Below are 22588 nucleotides of genomic sequence, written 5' to 3'. Positions count from 1 at the left end.
TAATTAGCGGTTTGTAGCTCTATTTTCACCAAATCCACCAATCCAGCGCAGATAGAGCTAAAAACTAGTCTTATCCATGCTGCTCGGCTCGAATAAGCACCCCTAAAGCGTGTCCTCATAAAAATAGAGCTGGAATCTAAATCTAGATTCCAGCTCTACCTCCATACAAACAGCCTAACTTACTTGCTGCTTCATATATTGCATCTAATGCTGCGCCATGAGCAGCTGTTGATACACCTTGCCTGTGGCGAGCAGCTCTTCATGGGTGCCGGTCTCAGCTAACGATCCTTGATCCATAACGAAGATCACGTCTGCATTCTCGATAGTGGACAACCTATGCGCGATCATGATTGTCGTCAGCCCCTTCCGTCTTGCATCTAGGCCAGCCAGCAGCTGACGCTCTGTCTCCAGATCGAGCGCTGAGGTCGCTTCGTCCAGCACCAAAACTTCCGGATCACTGACAATTGCCCGTGCAATTGCAATACGTTGACGCTGTCCGCCGGATAGCTTGATGCCCCTCTCTCCAATATTCGTATCATAACTATCAGGCAGCCCCAGAATAAAATCATGAATCTGAGCGATACGGCAAGCTTCCTCCACATCCGCTTCGGTTACCTCGTCTCTGCCTAACATCAGGTTTTCACGAATGGTATCAGAGAACATATACGGGTCTTGGAATACAACAGACACCTTACTCGCCCACTGCTCGCGGTTGAAGATTTGGGCGTCCATATCGTTCAGCTTAAAAGTCCCCTTCGGCGCATCAAAGAAACGAACCAATAGCTGAGCAATGGTTGATTTGCCTCCCCCGCTCGTCCCTACAAAAGCAATTTTGCTTCCGATCGGCAGATCAGCCGAAAATCTGCGAATGACCTCCGGCAGCTCTGGCGAATAGCGAAAGCTCGAATCTTTAAAGGACAACTGCTCAATCGGTCCCGCTATACTCTTTTGACCCTTATCTTGCTGCTCCATCTCCAAAATACGCTGAACCCTGTCCACGTTAGCAAGCTGCGACGACATGCCCATAATAAATTGAAATAGATTATAGAAGGAATCCGACATTTGCGTAGAAAATTGAAACAAGATAACGAACGTTCCGATCGACATTTGTTCATGAATAAGCTGCATACCGCAGTAGCCAAGCACAAGAATGCCAATGCCCCATTTCATCGGATCGCTGTAGCGAATTTGCCGATTCACGAGTTTTCCTTCAGCCATTACCTGCTCAAAGTATTCCGCAAACATATTATCGTAAAGCTTCATTTCCCACTTCAATCGGTGATAAGCAACCACTTCTCGTGTAGAGGCTACTCCCTCTTCAATTTGTATGAGCAGCGCCGTACGTTTCTCCGCCACTTTTTTGGCTTGCTCCTTCAGCTTGGGGGTGAAGTAAAAGCCAATAAGAATGTAAATGGTACAAAGCCCCACAATCATAAGCAGCAAAATAGGGCTGGAAATGCCAATGATCGTCATCAATATGCAAAGGTTTAACGTCTCCTGTATACCGCGCGGAATCTGCCAACCCATCACGCTAGCTGAAACGAACAGATCCTGCGTGAACGAATATACGTATTTGCCGGTTCGCTCATTTTGGAACCGTTCGACTGGAACACCTTCAAGCCGCTTCAGCATTCGGGAGAGCAAAGAGCGGCTGACTGCAAATTCATTGCGAACGAGACTTCGGCTCGTCATCGTAAACATTAGCGAGTAGATGAGACCTGCAAGCGCGAATATGGAGATGACAATCGGCATCAGCTCATACTTGCCTTCCGTAAACACGTCATCAATTAATATTTTTTGAACATATACAATCGTATAATTGGATACGGACTCCAGTGCGAGATAGAGCAGCACAATGAGATAAGTGCCTTTCAGCATAACGGAGTTCGACCAAAAGATTTTAAGATACTTCATGTGCCACCCTCTCTTCCGCTGCTTCGGATTGCCCGATTTCCAGTTCATAAAGCAGCCCTTTGCGTGCAATCAGCTCTTCATAGCTTCCTGCCTCCGCGACGCGGCCCTCGTGAATGACAACGATTTTGTCAAAATGCTTCACCGTGGACAGCCTGTGTGCAATCGCAATCGTCGTACGGTTAACCAGTACTTCATCAAGCGCACGCTGCACTTCATATTCACTTACATTATCTAGAGACGAGGTCGCCTCATCGAGCAAAATAATAGCTGGCTGCTTCACAAACATCCGCGCAATCGATACTCGCTGCTTCTGTCCGCCTGACAGCTTCATCCCTCGCTCGCCAACGAGCGTATCGTAGCCTTCGGGCAGCTGCATAATGAATTCATGCGCATAAGCAGCTTTGGCGGCTGCAACCACTTCTTCATCGCTTGCTTCTGGTTTGCCGAATCGAATATTCTCTTTGACAGAAGACCCGAACAGATAGGTTTCTTGGAATACATAACCGATCGACTCTCTCAAACGCTCTAACGTCATTTGCTGAATTGGTACACCATCCAGCTTAATCATGCCGGCAGTCGGATCGTAAAAACGCCCAATCATTTTAAACATCGTAGTCTTGCCGTTGCCGCTTGCCCCTACAAAGGCGACCTTCTCTCCTGGCTTGATGGTGAGCGAGAAGCCGTTAATAACAGGAGGCTGCTCCGGATACTGAAAGTAAACATCCTCGAACGTAAGTCCGCCGCGTACCTCATCAAGAGCGATCGGATCGGCCGGATCATCAATCTCAATTTCTTTGTGCATGAATCTATATAGCGGAATCGTTTGGTGGATGATGAGCTTCTGTTCCGTAAGCTGAGTGACGAGCAGCGTGAGGCGGAACATCGTCGTCATGTATAAGAGGGTGAAGGCGATAAAACCGCCTAACGTAATCCAATTATTTTGGAGAGAGTAGTAGCCCGTAATAAATAGTGCAATGGCGCCCAAATAAAATGTAAACCGCCGAAAGCTGCCTCGCCCGAAGCTATACGTAGCAGCGAGCAAGTAAACATGCGACCACTCTTTATGTTTCCCGAGCGTCCGTCCATGGTACCAGGGCTGCGAGCCAAACGCTCGAAATTCGCGCAAGCCGGATATGCTTTCGTAAACCGATTGATTATAGGCAATTCGTGATTGACCGGATTCTCTCCCGTAAAGGGAAGCTTTCCGTTCAAAATAAGGTCCAAACAAATAATAAAGCCCGAATGTTGGCAGCATGATGAGGCATAACCAGCCGCTAATGCTGAGCAGCAAACAAATAGCTACCGCTATAAAAAGCAAGTTTTCGATGACGCTCGGAAGGACATTGCGGTATATTTTCTGAACCGAAGCTACCTCGGAGTTGAACATCGACAACGTCTCGCCCGCAGGGTGCCGCTCGTAATGAGCAAAGCCGAGCTTGCGCAAATGCTTGAAAATCGATGTTTGCATATCGCGGGATGCTAATTCACCAATTGTCCGCTGAAGTAAATTACGATAATTTTTGGCGATAAGCATGAGCAAATTGATAGCTACAAGTGCTCCCAAAATCATCATAAAAAGCGAGGTATCCTTGTTGACTACAACATGATCGATAACATATTGGATCATCTTTGGCGTTAATGTTTCCCCGAGCACCGCCATCGTACCGCAGGCCGCAAGTGCTGCAATTTGCTTCTTATAAGGCGTCAAAAACTTTAGCGCCCAAATGTAGGAGCTTTTTGATTCATTCAGCTCAGCCTTCTGTTTTCCTTTGTCCGCCTGCTTGCGAGCCTGTTCGCTCATCTGCTGCGATGGCCTATCGGCTTCGGCAGCTTTTTCTGTTTTTAGCATCGTTGTTCCCTCCTCGTTTCTGTTTGTTAAACCCCTTTAAAGAACCTATTTTTTGGCAGTTGGCTACCTATCATAATTCTGGGTACACATTTTGTCAACGCAAAAAATGATTATAATTATTCATTACCAAGCAGCATCACCTCTGCACATAAACACGTAAAAAGCCCGGCTCAAGGCACCAGCGCCTGTTGACCGGACTTTCTATAATAGTTGCGATATCTTGGCTATAATTCCACAATCGCTTTAATAACCTTTGATTCTGGCTTCAGCCAGCTATCGAAGTGGTTGATCATTTCAGCAAACGGCACACGATGCGTAATGAAACTAGCCACATCAATGCTGCCGCTTCGCACAGCTTCTTGAACTGCTGAGAAGTCCTCTATGGTCGCATTTCGGCTTCCCATTAACGTCATCTCCCGCTTGTGAAACTCAGGATCGTTGAAGGAAAGCTCTGCTTTGACGAGGCCAACGTAGACAAGCTTGCCTCCGTGTGCGACAAAACTAAATGCATCGCTCATCGATCTTGCGCTGCCGGTAGCATCGAATACAACAGTTGGAAAATCACCATTTGTTAATTCTGAAATTTTCGCCGCAGCGTCTTCCCTAGCATTAACCGTCTCATCCACCTTCGCCCATTGCTTGCAAAAGGCTAAACGTTCCTCCTGAATATCCATAGCGATCACCCGCGCACCGCGATGCTTGGCAAAAGCCATAACACCAAGACCAATTGGCCCTGAACCAATAACGAGCACCGTTTCGCCAGCTCGAAGCTCCGCGCGGCGAACGGCATGCGCGCCAATGCTCAGCGGCTCCAGCACGGCTGATTGATCAAGCGTCAGGTCGTTCGTCACAAGCAAATGTGTGGTCGGTATGACAACTAGCTCGCGCATACCGCCGTCAACATGAACTCCGAGCACCTTCATATCGGTGCAGCAATTTGTTTTGCCATGCCGGCATGCGATGCAATGACCGCAGTGCAAATAGGGGATAATGCTAACCTGATCGCCCGTTTTGATCTTGTCTTGCTGATCATCCACCTGCTCAACGATGCCAGCCAGCTCATGACCCAGCACGCGTGGATAAGAGAAGAAAGGTTGATTTCCTTTATATGCATGCAGGTCGGTTCCGCAAATTCCTATTCTCCGAATACGAACGACTGCTGTCCCCGGCTGCAGGACAGGCTCCTCTTGCTCAACCAGCCTTAGCTGATCGATTTGTTCACATACGATTGCTCTCATCCTGCAGCTCTCCCTTATACGTCGATTCTCGTATTATATTCTTCTCTTCCACTTTTCCAGCTAATGTTATGAATCGGCTCCAATATAGCAAGAACCTCTCGCAGCAGCTGTTCATTAATCGGCTCGTCCGTCCATTCTATGTTTTTACGGATATTAGCCGGATTAGCTGTACTCACCAGTGTTGTTGGGATTCGTTCATTCGCTGTAGCGAATTGTACAGCCAGCTTGGCGATATCCTCACCCTTAGCAGCACAATACTCGGCGGCTTTCGCGCATAAAGCACGTATCTGTTCACCAGCAGGATGCCAGCTCGCAACTGCGCGATTGCCAAGCAAGCCCATCGAAAGCGGCGATGCACTAACAAGCCCAACCTGCTTTTGCTCCAGAAGCGGCAATAGCTCCAGCAAAGAGGCATCATTTAAAGAATAATGGCAATAAGAAAGTACAGCATCGAGCTCGGTATACGCCAGCGATTTCTCAAATACAGCAAGCGGAAGCCCAGATACACCCGAGTATCGGATTTTCCCCTGTTGTTTCAGCTTATCGAGTGCTAAAAACGCACCCTCTACAACTTGCTCGAAGGGAACAAATTCAATATCATGCAAAAACAATATATCGATATAATCCGTCTGCAGCCTAGCTAGGCTTTCATCCACACTGCGGATGATACGCTGTTCCGAGAAATCGAACTCATCCTCGCCATACCTACCAGCCTTCGTCGTCAGAATAAACCGCTCTCTCGCAATCTCAGTTATCGCCTTGCCAAGCACCGTCTCCGCTTTCGTTAAGCCATAATATGGCGAAACGTCGATCAGATTAATGCCCATATCCACCGCAGTATGCACGGTACGAATGCTTTCTGCTTCGTCCGTCTCTCGAAATACAGAACCTAGCGAGGATGCGCCAAAGCTGAGAGCTGACACCTCGAGTCCCGTCTTGCCAAGTTTACGATATTTCATTTATATCCACTCCGATTTTTGAGGATCAATCTGTTATTGCCATCGATCACCGTTCGCCACCGCTTTTACAAAATAACGCCGTCTTTAAAAATCGCGATTTCTTTAAACCCGTTTCGCTCATTATGTGTTTGCAGCTCGCCTGAAGCCAAGCTGATTAATTGCTCCCACAGCTCATCGGTCAGCGTCTCCATGCTTTTGCTCTCAAGCAGCTCACCTGCGTTAAAGTCGATCCAGTTTTTCTTGCGGGCAGCAAGCTCACTATTCGTCGCAATCTTCACGGTTGGAACCGGCCCGCCAAACGGCGTTCCCCGACCAGTCGTGAACAGCACGATATGCGCTCCTCCGGCTGATAACGCCGTAACCGATACAAGATCATTGCCAGGCGCTTCTAATAAATTGAGACCGCTGCTCGTAACGCGCTCCCCATAAGGCACAACATCCCTTACAATAGCGTGTCCGCCCTTTTGAGTGCAGCCGAGTGATTTTTCCTCTAACGTACTGATGCCCCCTGCCTTATTGCCGGGCGATGGATTCTCATAAATTTCTTGATCATGCTTTATAAAATATTGCTTGAAATCGTTTATTAGATGAACAATTTTGTGAAAAACCTGCTCATTTGCTGCGCGACTCATCAATATCGTCTCCGCGCCAAACATCTCAGGCACCTCGGTCAATATAGCTGTACCGCCCGCTTCGATCAAACGATCCGATACCGCGCCTACGAGCGGATTCGCCGTTATGCCGGACAAGCCATCCGAGCCGCCGCATTTCAGGCCAAGCTTCAGCTTTGATACCGAAACTGGCTCGCGCTTGAATCGTTCTGCATAACTTACGAGCTCTTCTACCAGCCCCAGCGCGTTCTCGATCTCATCCTCCGCCTCTTGCGACTTGAGAAACTTTACTCGTTCTGCGCTATGTTCGCCAATTGCCTGCTTGAACGCATCAATCTGATTGTTCTCACAGCCTAAGCCGATAACGAGTACGCCAGCTGCGTTCGGATGGTTTACGAGTGAGGCAAGCAGCTTCTGTGTGTGCACAAGATCATCGCCAAGCTGCGAGCAGCCGAACGGATGTGCAAAATGGTACACCCCATCCACACGACCTTCATAAAGCGCATGTGCTTTTCTTGCTACAATCTCACAGGTTTTATTAATGCAGCCGACCGTGTTAATAATCCAAATTTCATTCCGTATACCGACATCGCCATTCTCGCGAATAAAGCCTTGAAAGGTACGATCAGCATCACGCGATACTGCTTTCACTTCTGCTGGCGACGTAGTCTGCTCATACGAATAATCGAGAAATCCTTTTAAGCCCGTGCCCATGTTATGGGTATGAATCCAGCTGCCAGGCTCAATATCTTCCTTCGCAACTCCAATCGAGTAACCAAACTTGAGCACATGCTCCCCTTTCCGAGCAGCTCGCGTCAGCACCTTATGACCCTTCGGCACCTCATCCTGCAGCTCAAGAACTAACCCCGATTCAAGCGTCAGCTTATCCCCTTTTGCAAATGACTGCAGCGCAATAACGACATGATCATCCTCATGCAATCGAATCCAGCTATTCATTCGCTACTCGCTCCATTTCCTCTATGCTCGCGCTTATCGCAGCTGCCAGTTCTGGCCATAGTGACGCCAAATCACATCCCCACACGTTTTCCAAGTGCAGCAGTCTAGATACGGTCTGTTCCAGCGGCCATTTCTGCTCTTTCGCTTCCGCCCAGATAGACGCAATGATGGCAAGCAAGCTGGCATCATCCCGCACCACGTACGACAATCCGCTTAACGTTTTCCCTTCGTAACCCGTCTCACCAAGCATTACTTTGTAATACCGAAGCAAACCAGCAAAACCTTGTATAAGCCCCGTTGGCAGCATATTACCATCTTCGGCATAATGAAGCAGGGATGGAAGCAGACGCACTTTAAATTTACTTAAGCTGTTCATCGCAATATCCGCAAGCCGATGACGAATGAACGGATTAAGAAAACGTTCATAAACATCCTGTGCATAGGCGTGCAGCTCCTCTTCAGAAATGGCAAGTGAAGGGATGATTTCCGTCTCTACCGTTGCTCTCACCAGAGGACCTAGCACTGTATCCTCCATCGCTTCCCGCACCTGCTCTATATCATGCAGCAAGCCAAGCGGCGTCATTAACGTGTGTGCACCATTCAAAATTCGCACCTTTCTTAGCTGGAAAGGCTTCAAATCCTCGACATAATGTACGTTCAGTCCAGCCTTGCGCAGCGGAAGCAGCTCATCCAGCTCCGGTCCTGTCTCAATCGCCCATAAATGATACGGCTCTGCTGTGCTCAGCATGGAATCAGAGTAGCCCCATTCACCAAACCAAGCTTCAGCCTGTGCTGCATCTGGATAACCCGTAACAATGCGATCGACTAATGAGTTCAGAAAACGGTTATGCTGAGTAACCCAATGTTTGAATTCTTCGGAATATCCCCAATCATCGCTATAGCGCAAAATACAGCTGCGAAGCTCATCGCCATTACGTTCCAGCAGCTCGCAAGGCAAGCATACTAAGCCGCGCTTCGGATCGCCTTTAAAATAATTAAACCTGCGGTACAGCAGCTGTGTCAGCTTGCCGGGAAACGACTGAATCGGTTGTCCCTCGATCAGCTCCTCCGGTCGATAAACAAGTCCCGCTTCCGTCGTGTTGGATACGACAACCTGCAAGTCTGGGCTTTCGGCTAATGTGAGATATTCATCCCAGCTGGAATACGGATCAAATACTTTGCTAAACACAGAAACTATCTCTGTACGCTCCACGCTGGCACCATTCTCCAAACCGCGAACAACAAGCGTATATAGACCGTCCTGTTCTGCCAGCGCATCAATCTTTGGTTTGCCTCCGGGACGCGGCTGCGTCACCGCAATGCTTCCCTCGTATAAGCCTTGATTCTTGCAAGCTTGAATCATCCAGTCAAAAAAGCCGCGCAAAAAATTGCCTTCGCCAATTTGCAGTACCGTAATCTTAGCTTGCTTCATTACCCTATATTGCTGTGTCTGTTCTTCATTTAATTGCTGCTCGTTTAAAGTATTCATATTCGATAAAACTCCTTTGCGTTTCGTCCAAACAACCGCTCTCGCTCTAATTCCGTCCATGTCTGCGGCAGCGCCTGTTCCAGCACGGACACAACCTCGTCGTAGCTTGCCGCAAGCAAGCTGACCGGCCAATCGCTGCCAAACATGACCCGCTTGTAACCAAATGCTTCGAGCGCATGCTCGATATAGGGCAAGAAATCAGCTGGTTGCCAGTTATCATGATCCGCCTCTGTGACCATTCCCGAGAGCTTGCAAAATAGATTAGGATGAGCGGCAATTTGGCTAATCTGGCTTTTCCAAGGCTCAAGCTCCCCAGCTTTTATTCTAGGCTTCGCGATATGGTCAATGACCGCATGAAGGCCTGGCACTTTATCCAGCAGTTCAACTAGAGGAGTAAGCTGATGCGACACAACTAACAAATCTATCGGTATTCCTTTGTCTGCAAAATATGTGAACGCTTCCAAATAGCTTGGTGCCAAAATCGCATTCGCATCGGGCATCTCCTGAATCATGACACGGAAGCCTACACATTTCGGATGCTGCGCAAAACGCTCGTAATGATTGCGATAATCCGGATCGGCAAGATCCAGCCATGCGACAACGCCTAATATCGTATCGGATGACTCGCTTAATGTCAGCAAATAATCCGTTTCCGCAAGCGTTGCTGCCGCCTGCACAACAATCGTACCGTCCAGCTTATGTTTATTTAGATGAGGCTCCAAATGCTGAGGCAAAAAATCGCGGTAAAGCACCGGAATGTCTGGTGTGATCCAGCCGTAATCCCCTCGTTCAATCTTCCAATAATGTTGATGCGAATCTATTCTCATCTCATCAGCCTCTTTTCTAACAAAGTAGCTTCCTCTTCATTATAAAAAACAATATTGATAGCTGAAATAATCAATTCATGCATATTTGTACTCTTTTTTGATATTTGTTACAATCAGACTGATGCTAGGAGGACTAGCGCTTTTTGAAACTTAAAATAGAATGGAAAAGGTGATCGGATGATCCGTCCGTTTAAATTAGAAGATGTAGATTACATCATTAACTCCCACTACAATCTTTACAATAAGGAGTTCCACTACGATCTCTCTTTCCGAGCGTTTATTGCTGATCGTGTACATGGTTTTATCGAGAGGTCAGATCCTAATGAGAACATTTGGATTTTGGAAAGTGAAGGAAAGCAACGTGGTTCGATTAGTATTCATAAAGTAAATGAGGATACCGCTCAGCTCGGTTTGTTTCTCATTGAGCCTGACGTAAGAGGAGCTGGTTATGGGCAGCAGCTGGTACAAACGGCGATTGATTTCTGTAAGGGGTTAGCTTTCAAAACCATCATCCTCTGGACCAACAGTGAGCTCGTAACAGCAAGACGAATCTATGCTAAAAAAGGATTTGTTTTAAAGGAAAGTCATACTGAAATGTTGTCTAATAAACAACTTATCGAAGAGAAGTGGGCGTTATCAATTCATACAGGAGAGTGAGGAGAAAGCTATGAATCCCTATCGTAAAAGGTTCGATGCCCACACACCGTTTCCGTTTGAATGCGTATATCGTGACACCAAGAGCGCGCAAAACGAATTGCCTGATCATATACACGATTGGTATGAACTCGTTTATATTTATAGCGGCAAAGGTACGTTCTTTATCGATCAGACGTTTTATGATGCTGTTCCCGGCGACATCTTCCTCATTCCCGGAAACACGATCCATCGCTCCTTTCCAGATGCGAATGACCCGAAAACATCAACTGCGCTTTTCTTTAATGCTTCACTCGTGCACAGCCCGCCACTTGGCGATCCTTTCTCCTATTTGCGCTGCTTCGAGCAAGCTAAGCGCCATAAGGCGTACAAGCTGTCGAAGGCATCTGCTGAAGAGAGACAACAAATAGTCGATTTAATCGATCGGATACATTTGGAGGAAATGGACAAGCTGCCAGGCAATCGTCTAGCTATCCTTCTTCATCTCCAGCAAATATTGCTGTTCCTCGGGCGCATCCTCGCTCCCTCTGAAGAAGGCCAAACGGTATCCTCATCCGCTCCAAGCTGGATGACCGCTGTATTAACCTATATCGATGAGCATCCGAGCAACCCTCTTGGATTGTCGCAGCTTGCCAAACGCGCATCGGTTACGCCCGCTCATTTTTCGCGTGTTTTCAAAAAACTAACCAGCATGAACGTTACGGAATATGTCACGACCAAACGAATTATTCGCGCTAAAGAGCTATTAATGGAGAGCGATGCCAATATTGCCGAAATAGCCGAGCAATGCGGCTTTGAAAGCCTTCCGCATTTTCACCGTATGTTCAAGAAACTAACAGGCATGACACCCTCTCATTATAAGAGGAATGAATAATTGATAGATTTGACGGTTAATATTAGCGGATACAGGCCGCCTGTTTCTCTCATATGTTATCTAGTAAAGAGAAACTTGCTAGTAAGGGAGGCTCATAGATGGTTCGTTCAAGTGTGAAAACCATTAAGTACCGCGTAGGCAAAAACAAATATTTGATCATTAATATTTATCAATCATCCGAAGCAAGTGCACAGCAGGGCAATGTGCTGGCAAGCAATGCAGCTACTGTGCAAATTTTCAAAAAATCAAAGCGCAGCTAGTTCCCTCTCATTTCTCATCCCTCCACTAAGCAGCATTATTTTACACACGCCTCAAAGGAGGTGATAACATGTCCTTTAAACATTCTAAGCAGGGCAACACGGTAAAGAAAAACAACGGTAAAACCTTTGTTAATGTCAAGCAAAACGCACATGCATCCATTAATCAAGGCGGAAATGCATTTGCAATCAATGCAACAGACATCGGAGTCGTCCGTATTCGTCCCGGCCAACAGTAATAAAGCAGAATCAAAGTAAAAAGGCTGCCTCCGCAAGGTTTTCACAACCTGTGCAGGGCAGCCTTTTTTTACATATTAAACTCGCCAGCTGACCAATCGATTAACGATGACCAGTGTCATAGCTGTGTAGAGAAGCATCATGAGGCAATCCAGCATGACCCCTTGTGTCCAGCCATGAAGCAAAACAACGCGCATGGCGTCCGCTGCATAAGTTGTAGGGAAAATATACGAGACGACCTGCAGCGCTTTAGGCAGCTGATTGAGCTCTACCATGACTGGAGATAGGAAGGTTACAACCATCATAAGCAGCTGAGCAAGCATACTGGTCAACTGCTGATTCGGCGACCAGAAGCCTATGCATACGCCGAGCCCTACCACACTCGTCAGCGACAGCAGCATAACGACTGGCAAACCCCATGATAGATGAAGGTCTACGCCATAAACAAAATAACCAATGACACCCAGCAATACGAAGGATGGAATCGTGCTCATAAGCCCGCGCAGCAAATTAGCGGCTACGAAGTTTATTTTCCGGATTGGAAGCGATGCATAAAATGTAAAATGTCCCTGATGCTTTTGCATCGATATTTCTTGCCCCATACTATTTAAGCCCATAATAATGACGCTAAATATCATATTGCCCGCAATAATTTGAACCATCATCTCCGGGGCTGGGTCAGCGATAAAGAAACGCATAAATAAAATCGTCGTGAGCGGAAACATCGTTGCCAGCAGCACAACGATTACCCAGCTGTCACGTATAAGCGCGAATTGAATGCGGAATAAAATTTCCAGCTCCGTCCATAATCGCTTCGGTCCAGATAGTTGTATGGACTGCATGTGCCGCAAGCCAAGTGGTGTTCCATTCATGATGCGGATACCTCCTTCATTGCCAATTCATCAATATGGAAATAAACATCCTCTAAGCTTGGAGGCACTACGGCATATTCCACAATCGGCAGCTCTGTATGGTCGATAATATACTCTAGCACTCTGCCTGCAACATTCTTCTCAACTAGCAGCAGCAAACGATTCTCGCCGCTCTCCTGCACGATCCCGTAATGATGAAGGGCAGCAGCAGCTTCTTCACGACGCCCATTCTCTGTCGTAAGCTCAAACTTCAAGCGCTGATCAACCTTCTGCTTTAACGTTGATACATGATCAATCGCCAGCAGCCTGCCATGATTGATAACAGCCGCTCTGTCTACAACCTGCTCAGCCTCCAGCACATTATGCGTGACCAAAATAATCGTCGCGCCTTCGCGATTGCGTTCTTGGATTAAATTCCAAACGAGCCGCCTTTTTTTCGGATCAAGCTCATTGGTAGGTTCATCAAAGATAAGCACAGGTGAACGGCCAATTAGCGCTGTGCCAATACCGATCAATCGTTTCTGTCCCCCGGACAGCTGCTTCAGCAGCTTGTTTCTTACATCCGCCATATCAAATTGCTCCAATAATTCCTTCGCCTGCTTTTCTGCCTCTGATGCTGGCATCCCTCTTAGCCTGCCCGTAAAAGAAAGAGCCTCATGCACTTTCAGCGCTGACAGCACATGCGGCTCCTGCGCGTAATAAGCCACCATGCCGGATACGTGACGCGTATTCTTCATCACATCCTCGCCGCAAAACAAAACCTGTCCTTTGGTAGGTTTCAATTGACCGACCATTTGTTTAATGAGCGTTGACTTGCCCGCCCCATTCGGGCCGAGCACGCCGAGTATCTCTCCTTCACGAACCGTAAGCGAGATATCATCATTGGCTGTGACCATCGTTTTGCCTTTCTTATATACCTGACTTACTCCCTTTAGCTCGTATACATACTCACCCAATCTCATTCACTCCCTTATGTATTACGGCAGCAGCTTGCGCCTTGTTTGCTCCCAGTAATAAGCGATTTTTTCTTTGTCGAGCTCATAATAGATGCGATTATCTACCCGAATCAGCTGAATGAGATTAAGATCAAACAACATATTCGTATGATAGCTTATAGCAGCAGGCGTTAAGCCCATTTCCTGAGCAAGCTCATTGCCATAGTAATTTTTATGGCGAAGCAGCTCAATCAATTCCAGCCTTCGCCTATCGGCAATAACCTTCAAGAAACGCTCAATCGTCTCTTGATCCTCGTTACGCCATGCAAAAGCGTCATTGTTGATTCCAACCACCACCAAATTGGAATGTCCTTCACGGTCATCACGATGAATGCCAACACGCACCTGCGAAAAATAACTAACATGTACGGCTGTCTCTTTATCGACCAGATCAACATCCATCTTCGTAATATCGCGGATCGCGCGCTCTGGCTGTTCATCAAATAAGGCACGATATTTCACAGCTCCAGCTTCGCCAAGCTCCTTCAAGCGATCTCGCATAGGCATATAGGCATAACGATGAAACTGCTCCATTATAAACAGAGTCCGCTGTTTGTATTCCTCAGAAAATCGAATATGTTCCAGCAGTGCCGCATGCTCCGCTTGATCAGGCAGCTCACATCCCGCAACGAGCTCGTAAAGCAACCCCGCATCCTTCGAGATGGCTCCCCAGTCTCTCCCCTTCGTCCATTCCATGTTCTCGTCATTATATTTCGCAGCTGCCAGGTGGAAGACGAGCTCGCTTGCAGGCTTGTCACGGTAAAACGCCAGAAAATCCTCAGAACTATTCAGCTTGTCTCGTTCCTCTACAAACAGCATAACCATGACATAGTCAAGCCGCTCTTTAAACATGTTGTCACCAAATAGGGCAGCTATCTCTGCTTTCACATAATTGCTCATGCTCGCATTCGCGGTCTCCGCCATACGAATCATTTCATCATCCAGTGTAAAATGAATCTCGCGCGCGAAAGCCTTCATATGCTCGAATTGCGCAACAAATTTCATCGTGACTAAAAATTCAATAGGCTCATGATAAGAAAAATGCAATCTTTTGGCTGCTATTTCCCAGTCTAAAATAATTAACGCCTCCATAATTCGTTAAGTATTTGTTTAATGTTATTTGAATAATATACAAAAGTCATTTAACAATCGTTAAACATTAATTTAATTGAACCAACCTAAATTGTCAATATCATCCACAAAAAAAGCTCTGCACAGGCTTAACTTCTTAGCCCATGCAAAGCTTCTTCTATCCAATATTTTTTACGATCCGAATAATCGCATCAGCAAGATACCGGCGAAGGCAAGTGAAATGCCGGTGATCTCTATCTTCGTGAACTTCTCTTTCACAACGAATCGTGTATAGAGCAGCACAATCAGAACGTTTAGAGCTGTGACAGCAGATACTAGCCCCGCTTTGCCAAGATCAAATGCGGTTACAATAAGCATCATGCCGACAGCGTTAGTTGTGCCGACGGCCAAACCAATAAGAAACGTTTTTTTGCCGCTCCAAGCCGGTGGCTTATCGGTTAAACTAGCACTGGTCGAATGCTGTGACACACGCACTTCCCCCCGGGCAGTGACCGCACCCTGCAGCGACAACGCTCTTCTAGCTCTTTCCGCTTGCAAATCTCGCAGCCACCATATGCCAAAACACGATGCGCCCGTCACAAACATAAAAAACATGGTAGGAAACAAATCTGCTTCCATAATTGTTGACCATTTCCCTGACAAATCATTTGCTGCAAACAGCAGCATAGCCAGCAGCCCCCACTGTGCTCCTTGCAAATTGCGCAGCGAGATGTCATTCGATAGCCGAACGAGAAGCACTCCGCCAACAATCACGACAAATGCAATAAATTGCATCGCATGGAGTTTTTCTCCCCAAAGTCCAAACGCAACGATCACAACAACGACTGAAGGCAATGCCGTTAGTATCGCTACAAGTGAAGCCTTGCCGACGGCAAACCCCTTGAACATGCTGGCATTCGCACCGAATGAAAACAAGCCCATTTGAATGCCTATCAACGCCGCGAGCGTCCAGCTAGATGAGAACACTAACGCGCAAATTCCATTTACGAGCGCTCCCATAGTAAACGCGCCGCATAGCAACAAGTTACGGTTAAGCGGCTTCTGACTCGTCCAATGGTACAGAATGCCTCGCAAGCCAAAACATAAGGCTGCAAACACTGAATAAGTAAGCCACATGAGTGCAATAGAACCCCTTTCTTAAATCAAACCTATATGAAAGATAAACAAAAAGGAAGCGGTTGTCTACACCGCTTCCCTTTTTAAACAAACGTTGCAAGTCCCATCTTGTTCTCCCTCGATAAAACATTCCCTTTGGAATTAAACTTACAATTAGTAAAAAACGCCCGATTATAGAATCAGGCGCTTCTAACAAATCTATTGATTTATTACATGTCAGCCTTTGACAGCGCCAGCAGCGATACCCTTGACGATATGCTTTTGCATAATAATAAAGAAGATGAATATCGGTACCAATGTGATGACCGTAAGTGTCATGAACATCGGCCAATCAACGGTAAATTCGCCTTTGGCTTTATAGATTTGCAGAACGAGTGTCGATTTGGAGGATGAGTTCAAAAACAGCATAGGTGCCAAAAAGTCGTTCCATATCCACATCGTCTGAAAAATGATACTCGTTATCGTAATGGGCTTTAGCAGCGGAAAGATGATCCGCCAGAAGATGCCCCATACACTGCAGCCATCGATGACGGCCGCTTCGGGCAGCTCCTTGGGTATCGACTTCATATAGCCCGTCATTAGGAAAAAGACGAAAACAGAGCCGCTCGTGTAGAGAATGATCAAACCGGATATTTTGTCGATCAGGTGCAAATCACTCATCAGCTGGAACAAGGGAATGAGAGTCGCTTGGAAAGGAATCATAAATCCGGCAAGCAAATAGAGCATAGCAAACCGTGTTAATCGATTCGCATTAAACACAACCGGGTATGCCGCCATCGCACCAATCAAAACGATCAATAAGACAGAACAGACGGTGATTATAAAACTGTTCCAAAAGCTTTGCAAGATCGATGTTTCCTCGAAAACCTGGACATAGTTTTTAAAGATCCATTTCGAAGGAAGAGCCATCGGGCTTCTTGCTGCATCTTGCATCGTTTTGAACGTGTTGACAATGATCAAATAAAACGGGAAGAACGCTATTAATCCGGCAGGGAGCATGATGATGTCTAGAATCCATAACCGTTTTTCAAAGGTTTTTTTCATTGTATGCCCTGCTCCCTTCGTTGCATTACTGTAACTTGGAAGATAGCAATCGCTAACACAATTAGGAAAAAGACGATCGACATTGCCGATGCTAGGCCGTATTGGGTTTCAGATATTCCCCTTAATACGATGACCTGGGTTATCGAATAAGTTTCATAGCCAGGCCCGCCCTTTGTCAATGCAAATGGAATTTCAAATACTTTTAGACCGCCGGTAAGCAGCAGCATGACGCTGACCGTCATCGCAGGTGCGAGTAGCGGAAAAGTTATAAACCGAATTTGTTGCAAACGGTTCGCCCCATCTATTGAGGCAGCTTCATAATAATCTTTCGGAATGGATTGCAGAAATGCCAAATACAACACTGCGTGCCATCCTGTTATCGCCCATGTTGCCACAACGATTGTTGACAGTTTCGCTAGCAACGGGGCGGATAGCCATGGCTGAGGACCGATGTTAAACAGCTCACTAAGGACGGTGTTCAGTACCCCTGACCCAATCGGTGCAAGGATAAATCCCCAAATATAGGCAAGCAGCAAGCCGCTTGGAATCGACGGGAAGAAAAAGATGGCGCGATGAATGTTTCTCGTTAAAAATTTTTGATCCAATATCATAGCGAGCGGGATAGCTAACAACGTAACAAGCAAAGCCTTGCCAAAAGTAAAAAATAACGTATAGGAAATGGCGGATGTAATCGCATCATCACTAAATATCCGCACATAGTTTTTCAAGCCAATAAAATCATATGCCTCCGTATATCCGTCAAAATTAGTAAAGCTCAAGAAAAACGATTTGATCAGCGGATAGATCGTAAACAATGAGTATATCGCTAGAATCGGAAGCAAAAACAATAGAAACTGTAGTTGACGAACATATTTGACCATAATTTGCCTCCTTTGAGACTTTGATTGATGATGTCGGCAGTCGATAAAACTGCATTGGAAGCATTCAAGTAATAGAGGATCAAGGTGTAAATAGTTGAAGAGAGGGTAGTAGGTTTCAACATACCCTCTACTTTAACTAATTCCGATTATTTATTTTCCATTTCTTTCAGTTTCTTATCTAGTGAAGCCGTTGCTTGCTCCGGTGTTATTTTGTTTACGGCTATATCTTGGATCGATACAAGGAATTGGTTGCGCAACGCTTCTTGATGTCTGTCCCACGATACCATTGGCAAATAAATCTTTCCTGCCATCAGCCCGTCGTTATATGCTGGTGCATACGCCGGGTGAACTTTGCTTTCATAACCGTGAGCTGTAATGATACCGCCAGTGCCTTCCTCGAATTGCTTCAACCCTTCTTGCGTTGTCATATATTCGAGGAACAGCAAAGCTTCTTCCTTGTTTTTCGTTTTACTGTTGACAGCGAAACCTACACCAGGAGCACCGTTGTAATATTTGTTGCCGGGTTCTTTTCCTGGAATCGGCATAATTTCGAACTCAATATCGGGATTCGTTTTCTCAATTGTGGCAATGTTCCAAGGGCCGCCAGGGAACATAGCTACGTTACCAAGGGAGAACTCGTTCATCACTTGGTCACCGGTTAGTCCAATCATGTCTGGCGTCAAAATTTTATTATCAATAAGCCCTTCCTTCCACATCGTTAGCACTTCAGTCCATCCTTCAGCAAATGTTGCCTCGCCCTTAAACAGCTTCTCGTCGAACGTTGGGTCTTTCGTTAGTACATTGCTGCCGAACATGGCGGAATGAATAATCGTAATATCATGCATTCTGTCATAGAGTGGAATGATGCCCGCTTCTTTAAGCTTCAAGCAGTCCTGGATGAACTCATCCCATGTTTCTGGCAATTGAGTGATGCCAGCTTTTTGAAACAATTGTTTGTTATAAAACAAGCCGCCTGCCCATCCGCTTTGAGTGAAGGCATATGTTCTTCCATCTTTACTTAGCATCGGTTTGTTACTGTCCAACATAACGGACATGAATGGTTCGTCAGTCAAATCGAGTGCATAACCGCCATCAATAATCTCATTACGGTTTTCTGCGGCGATGATGAAAATATCAGGTGCCGTATTAGACAACAGCATCGTCTGAAGCTTAGCAATGTAATCCTTTACCGGTGGAGCAAATTGAAAATCGAATGAAATATGTGGATATTTTTCTTTGAAGCCGTCTATAACAGGCTTCATTTCTTTTTCATTGTTCCATGCAAGAATGCTTAGCTTGACTGATTTAGGTGCATCATTACCCTTTTCAGCATTGTTGGTCGTACCTTCATTACCGGTATTGCCTTTATTACCTGTATTGCTGTTTTTACCGCATGCAGCGAGCACGACTGACAAACAAAGGAGAGTGATAAGAAGCAGTAGAGACATTTTCTTCATGTTTGATTAACCCCCATGTAATCATTTTTTTGTAATAAGCACTTGTTGTAAGCACTTACATTTAGAGTGTAATATGAACTCGCTTGAATCTGAATTCATATTGTTGCATCATTTGTTGTCAAATGTTGCACTAGCAGCAAATCCGATTAATTGGGTCGAATAGACGATGCGCGGTACTCTTTAGGCGTTACGCCGAAATACTTTTTGAAAGCGCGGCTAAAGTGGCTCTCGTCCAAAAAACCGATATGCTCCGCGATGTGGTTGTTCCTCCAATTCGTTCCAACGAGTAGTTCTGCGGCTTTAATCATCCGCACCTGGATCACATAAGCCCAATAATTCACACCGAATTCCTGTTTGAACGCACGACTTAATTGATACTTGTCTATATCGAAGCGATCTGCCACTGATTGCAAAGATAAATCCTCTTGATATCGGGTTTCTACATACGGTTTAATCCGCCGCACAGCATCCTGAAGCTTGGATCCGGTTTCCGAAGCAGGCGCTCTTACCGCTAGCATGCTCTCGGAAATTAGCTGTGGCAGAAATGCGGCATCTTGGGTAATTGAGCTGATTCCGACAGACAATGTGTGAGACGGTGATGACTCTGCCACTTTTTCCATCACAGATTCACTTAATTCCCTCAATTGACCGCTAGACAGATCGTCCCCCCCGCCGACTAGCACTACTTGCTCCTTGCGGTTTTTACAACACATAACACAGTGGATTTTGATGACCGCTTGTTCTTGCAGCAAGCAAGAATAATCATCGTCCGATGGCAGACTGTTCTCGAATGTCAAAATTGCAAAACGTTCGATGGCGAGAAATTCTAGGCAGTCTCGGAAGTTTATCAACGAATTTGCTTCGATCTGTCCAGCGTATATCGTCCGATCGAGTTCACTGCGAATCGATTTCTGAGCATCCGATACGGACTGTTGAATCAGCTCACGCAAAGCATCCCGAAGCAATTCGGCATCGACCGGCTTTAACAGGTACTGGGAAACATGAAGTCGAAGCGCATCCCGTGCATATTCGAATTGATCATACGCACTTAAAATAATTGTTCGCGGTATTTTGTCCAAATGTTGAATCCGCTTCAGCGACTCGATTCCGTCGAGCAACGGCATATGAATATCCATGATCATCAGATCGGGACGGAAGGTTTCTACCATGTTGGCCGCTTCTTCTCCGTCATATGCATGTTGCACCTTCACAAACCCTAGCTCCTTCCAATCCATCACTTTATCTAAATATCTATGCAAAGATAATTGATCGTCCACAATAAGCAATTTCATGCTCGCTACCTCCCCGAAGATATCACGTTCTGGGCAACACGATATAAACCGTTGTAAATACCCCTTGCCTGCTTCTAATCTTCAGTCCGTAATCAGGTCCGAATTTCAATCGGATACGCTGATTGACGTTGAATAGGCCTATCCCATCCGGCTTAAAGTCTTGTTGCTTCAATTGCCTTGCCAATTGACGGCTTCTGCTCCTTGATATCCCTTTTCCATTATCTTGGATAACGATCATAATTCCTTTTTTGACTGTCATAACCCTAATCGTCATTTTTGCTGACTGCGGATTTTCGCCAAATCCATGAAAAACCACGTTTTCTACGAGAGGCTGCAGGATCAACTTGATCGTTCTGTTTTTTAGAATCGACTCGTCCGGAATAAGAAACTCGATGTCAATTCGATCGTCATATTTTTTGTTCACAATATAGAGATAATCCCTGACGTTCTGAATTTCTTGTTCCAGCTCCACCATCTCTTCCGATTGCTTCATGGAATACCTTAGCAGACTGCTCAATGACAACACCAAATGGTTGGAATCCTCCGTGCTTCCACATACAATTTCGGTTTGCAGCAGTTGCAGCGTATTGAATAGAAAGTGTGGATTGATCTGGGACTGCAGCGTTTTAAGCTCTACCTCTTTTAGTGCAATATCTGATTGATAATTTTGTTTGACCAACGTTTCGATCCGGATGACCAGTTCCCTAAATTTGTCGCCTATCAAATCCAATTCGCGATACCTGTATTTATTCTTAATGATATAAATACTGTCTTCGCCAATCTTGTCCAATGTTGAGAGCAGTTGCCCAAATGGGCGGGATATCCGAGCGGTGTTCAAGATGGATATGAGGAGGTTGAGCAGCAAACAAAGATAAATAAAACCGATCAAGTTTGACTTCAGTGAGTCTGATTGTCCTCTGATGACAGACATCGGAATCGTCGAGATCATTCTCCAACCCTGAACGGCAGTAGGGTGGAATATAACAAGTGTCTCATTTCCGCCAAGCTCGGTAACGAAACTTCCTGAGTCGCTGGCATAAATAAGCTCGATACCTGAGAAGTCAAGTTTTGTCCCGATTGCCGTACTATCCTTATGGGCGATGATAGTCTGCTGATTATCGATCATAAAGATGCTTTCATTGTTTTGATAGGAGCTAAATTCAAACATCCCGTTGATTTTGGCTAAATCCAGATTAGCAATGACAGCCCCGATCGTTCTAAGGGTATAATCTTTAACCGGAAGAGCGATCGATAACGTCGGCATGTTATATTTTGAAATATTATTTTCTAAGTAATAGTCCTGCGTATGGAGTCCAAGCGTAATGAATCCTTTGTTTGGAGTATCCGAGATCGCCTGCCTAAACCAAGTTTGTTCGGTGAAAGGATAATCCCACCGAAGTGATTTTCTGCCATCTAGGTTGTTTACATAGCCATTTTTGCCCAAGATCAAAACATCACTTACCATTGATTGCAAGGAAGATACGCCAAATGCTAGGTCCGCGATATTCCTCTCATGCTGGATGCGTCCTGCGATATCCATTTCCCTGCCTGGATTCATCAAGCTTCCAACCGAATAATGGCCTGTTAGAAGAACGAGCGGGCGAGTCGCTTCTTCAAGATTGAAGCTAAGCCCGCGTGCTGCCTGCTCCATTATTTTGTAGCTGGATTGAGTGACTTCTTTGGTAAGACTTTTAGTTGAGTCCTGAACGGATAATAGTCCCAGCAACAATAAAAGTAGAATGTTTACAATTAAATATGAGAACATGATCGTTCGAATGATGGTTTTTCCAGGTAAGGAACTAATCAAGAATCTGACAGCATTGTTCATCATTCTGTCCCTCTTTCAAGCCAATTGTTTTGTTAGTGATTTCATTTCATAACCCCGAAGCCATACAGGATTGATCATTTTTAAGCCCAGAAAAAGGAGTACCTCCCCAAATCTTCAAGTGTTAAGCACACCACTAACACCGAAA

At 45.8% G+C, this 22588-nt stretch carries 20 protein-coding genes; 4 read left to right on the top strand and 16 right to left on the bottom strand.

All coding sequences use genetic code 11. The annotated features are described in order from the left end of the window. Positions 1–204 precede the first annotated feature (204 nt). The 7 genes from AC1DPK_RS11420 to AC1DPK_RS11390 all read right to left on the bottom strand — a co-directional run bounded on the left by AC1DPK_RS11420 (position 205) and on the right by AC1DPK_RS11390 (position 9844). A complete protein-coding gene (locus AC1DPK_RS11420) occupies positions 205–1914 on the bottom strand; it encodes an ABC transporter ATP-binding protein (RefSeq protein WP_477510382.1) in 1710 nt (569 codons plus the stop codon). Then, positions 1901–3763 carry an ABC transporter ATP-binding protein gene (locus AC1DPK_RS11415; protein WP_477510381.1) on the bottom strand — a complete coding sequence of 621 codons (1863 nt, stop codon included), beginning with the start codon at positions 3761–3763 and terminating at the stop codon, positions 1901–1903. Before AC1DPK_RS11415 ends, AC1DPK_RS11420 begins: the two co-directional genes overlap by 14 nt. Positions 3764–3987: 224 nt before the next feature. Next, a complete protein-coding gene (locus tag AC1DPK_RS11410; protein WP_477510380.1) occupies positions 3988–5001 on the bottom strand; it encodes a zinc-binding alcohol dehydrogenase family protein in 1014 nt (337 codons plus the stop codon). A 14-nt stretch (positions 5002–5015) separates the two neighbouring features. Beyond that, on the bottom strand, positions 5016–5960 hold the full coding sequence (locus AC1DPK_RS11405) for an aldo/keto reductase (protein ID WP_477510379.1): 945 nt from the start codon (positions 5958–5960) through the stop codon (positions 5016–5018). A gap of 65 nt (positions 5961–6025) precedes the next feature. Continuing rightward, the gene (locus AC1DPK_RS11400) at positions 6026–7528 is read right to left on the bottom strand and encodes a UxaA family hydrolase (RefSeq protein ID WP_477510378.1); all 1503 of its coding nucleotides are present in this window, start codon (positions 7526–7528) and stop codon (positions 6026–6028) included. Beyond that, entirely contained in the window at positions 7521–9017 is a 1497-nt protein-coding gene (locus tag AC1DPK_RS11395; RefSeq protein WP_477510377.1) for a tagaturonate reductase, read from the bottom strand. Before AC1DPK_RS11395 ends, AC1DPK_RS11400 begins: the two co-directional genes overlap by 8 nt. After that, complete coding sequence (locus AC1DPK_RS11390; protein ID WP_441882743.1) at positions 9014–9844, bottom strand: amidohydrolase family protein; 831 nt, start codon at positions 9842–9844, stop codon at positions 9014–9016. The genes AC1DPK_RS11395 and AC1DPK_RS11390 overlap by 4 nt, the downstream gene beginning before the upstream one ends. Before the next feature lie 177 nt (positions 9845–10021). On the opposite strand from AC1DPK_RS11390, the gene AC1DPK_RS11385 reads away from it, so the two are divergent. The 4 genes from AC1DPK_RS11385 to AC1DPK_RS11370 all read left to right on the top strand — a co-directional run bounded on the left by AC1DPK_RS11385 (position 10022) and on the right by AC1DPK_RS11370 (position 11868). Further along, a complete protein-coding gene (locus tag AC1DPK_RS11385) occupies positions 10022–10501 on the top strand; it encodes a GNAT family N-acetyltransferase (RefSeq protein WP_477510376.1) in 480 nt (159 codons plus the stop codon). Between the two features lie 10 nt (positions 10502–10511). Beyond that, a complete protein-coding gene (locus AC1DPK_RS11380) occupies positions 10512–11372 on the top strand; it encodes a helix-turn-helix domain-containing protein (RefSeq protein WP_477510375.1) in 861 nt (286 codons plus the stop codon). Positions 11373–11470: 98 nt separating this feature from the next. Next, a complete protein-coding gene (locus AC1DPK_RS11375) occupies positions 11471–11632 on the top strand; it encodes a hypothetical protein (protein WP_339204908.1) in 162 nt (53 codons plus the stop codon). Between the two features lie 68 nt (positions 11633–11700). Continuing rightward, a complete protein-coding gene (locus tag AC1DPK_RS11370; protein WP_339204909.1) occupies positions 11701–11868 on the top strand; it encodes a hypothetical protein in 168 nt (55 codons plus the stop codon). A gap of 75 nt (positions 11869–11943) precedes the next feature. Here the strand turns inward: AC1DPK_RS11370 and AC1DPK_RS11365 are convergent, their stop codons facing one another. The 9 genes from AC1DPK_RS11365 to AC1DPK_RS11325 all read right to left on the bottom strand — a co-directional run bounded on the left by AC1DPK_RS11365 (position 11944) and on the right by AC1DPK_RS11325 (position 22446). After that, the gene (locus AC1DPK_RS11365) at positions 11944–12738 is read right to left on the bottom strand and encodes an ABC transporter permease (protein WP_475444118.1); all 795 of its coding nucleotides are present in this window, start codon (positions 12736–12738) and stop codon (positions 11944–11946) included. After that, positions 12735–13694, bottom strand: coding sequence for an ABC transporter ATP-binding protein (locus AC1DPK_RS11360; protein WP_477510374.1), 960 nt, complete (start codon positions 13692–13694; stop codon positions 12735–12737). The genes AC1DPK_RS11365 and AC1DPK_RS11360 overlap by 4 nt, the downstream gene beginning before the upstream one ends. Before the next feature lie 21 nt (positions 13695–13715). Beyond that, on the bottom strand, positions 13716–14780 hold the full coding sequence (locus AC1DPK_RS11355) for an ArsR/SmtB family transcription factor (protein ID WP_477510373.1): 1065 nt from the start codon (positions 14778–14780) through the stop codon (positions 13716–13718). A gap of 216 nt (positions 14781–14996) precedes the next feature. Beyond that, positions 14997–15941, bottom strand: coding sequence for an EamA family transporter (locus AC1DPK_RS11350; protein ID WP_477510372.1), 945 nt, complete (start codon positions 15939–15941; stop codon positions 14997–14999). 216 nt (positions 15942–16157) lie between these two features. Next, positions 16158–16985 carry a carbohydrate ABC transporter permease gene (locus AC1DPK_RS11345; protein WP_477510371.1) on the bottom strand — a complete coding sequence of 276 codons (828 nt, stop codon included), beginning with the start codon at positions 16983–16985 and terminating at the stop codon, positions 16158–16160. Continuing rightward, a complete protein-coding gene (locus AC1DPK_RS11340) occupies positions 16982–17866 on the bottom strand; it encodes a carbohydrate ABC transporter permease (protein WP_430063207.1) in 885 nt (294 codons plus the stop codon). Before AC1DPK_RS11340 ends, AC1DPK_RS11345 begins: the two co-directional genes overlap by 4 nt. Positions 17867–18012: 146 nt before the next feature. Then, positions 18013–19323 (bottom strand): ABC transporter substrate-binding protein, encoded by a 1311-nt coding sequence (locus AC1DPK_RS11335; RefSeq protein WP_477510370.1) that lies wholly within the window; start codon positions 19321–19323, stop codon positions 18013–18015. Between the two features lie 146 nt (positions 19324–19469). After that, complete coding sequence (locus AC1DPK_RS11330; protein ID WP_477510369.1) at positions 19470–20615, bottom strand: response regulator transcription factor; 1146 nt, start codon at positions 20613–20615, stop codon at positions 19470–19472. Positions 20616–20637: 22 nt separating this feature from the next. Beyond that, a complete protein-coding gene (locus AC1DPK_RS11325; RefSeq protein WP_477510368.1) occupies positions 20638–22446 on the bottom strand; it encodes a sensor histidine kinase in 1809 nt (602 codons plus the stop codon). Positions 22447–22588: the final 142 nt, after the last annotated feature.

Source organism: Paenibacillus sp. 01T424 (assembly GCF_056398745.1).
The sequence above is the reverse complement of the archived record's forward strand: the minus strand, read 5'-3'. Positions and strand labels throughout refer to the sequence as shown.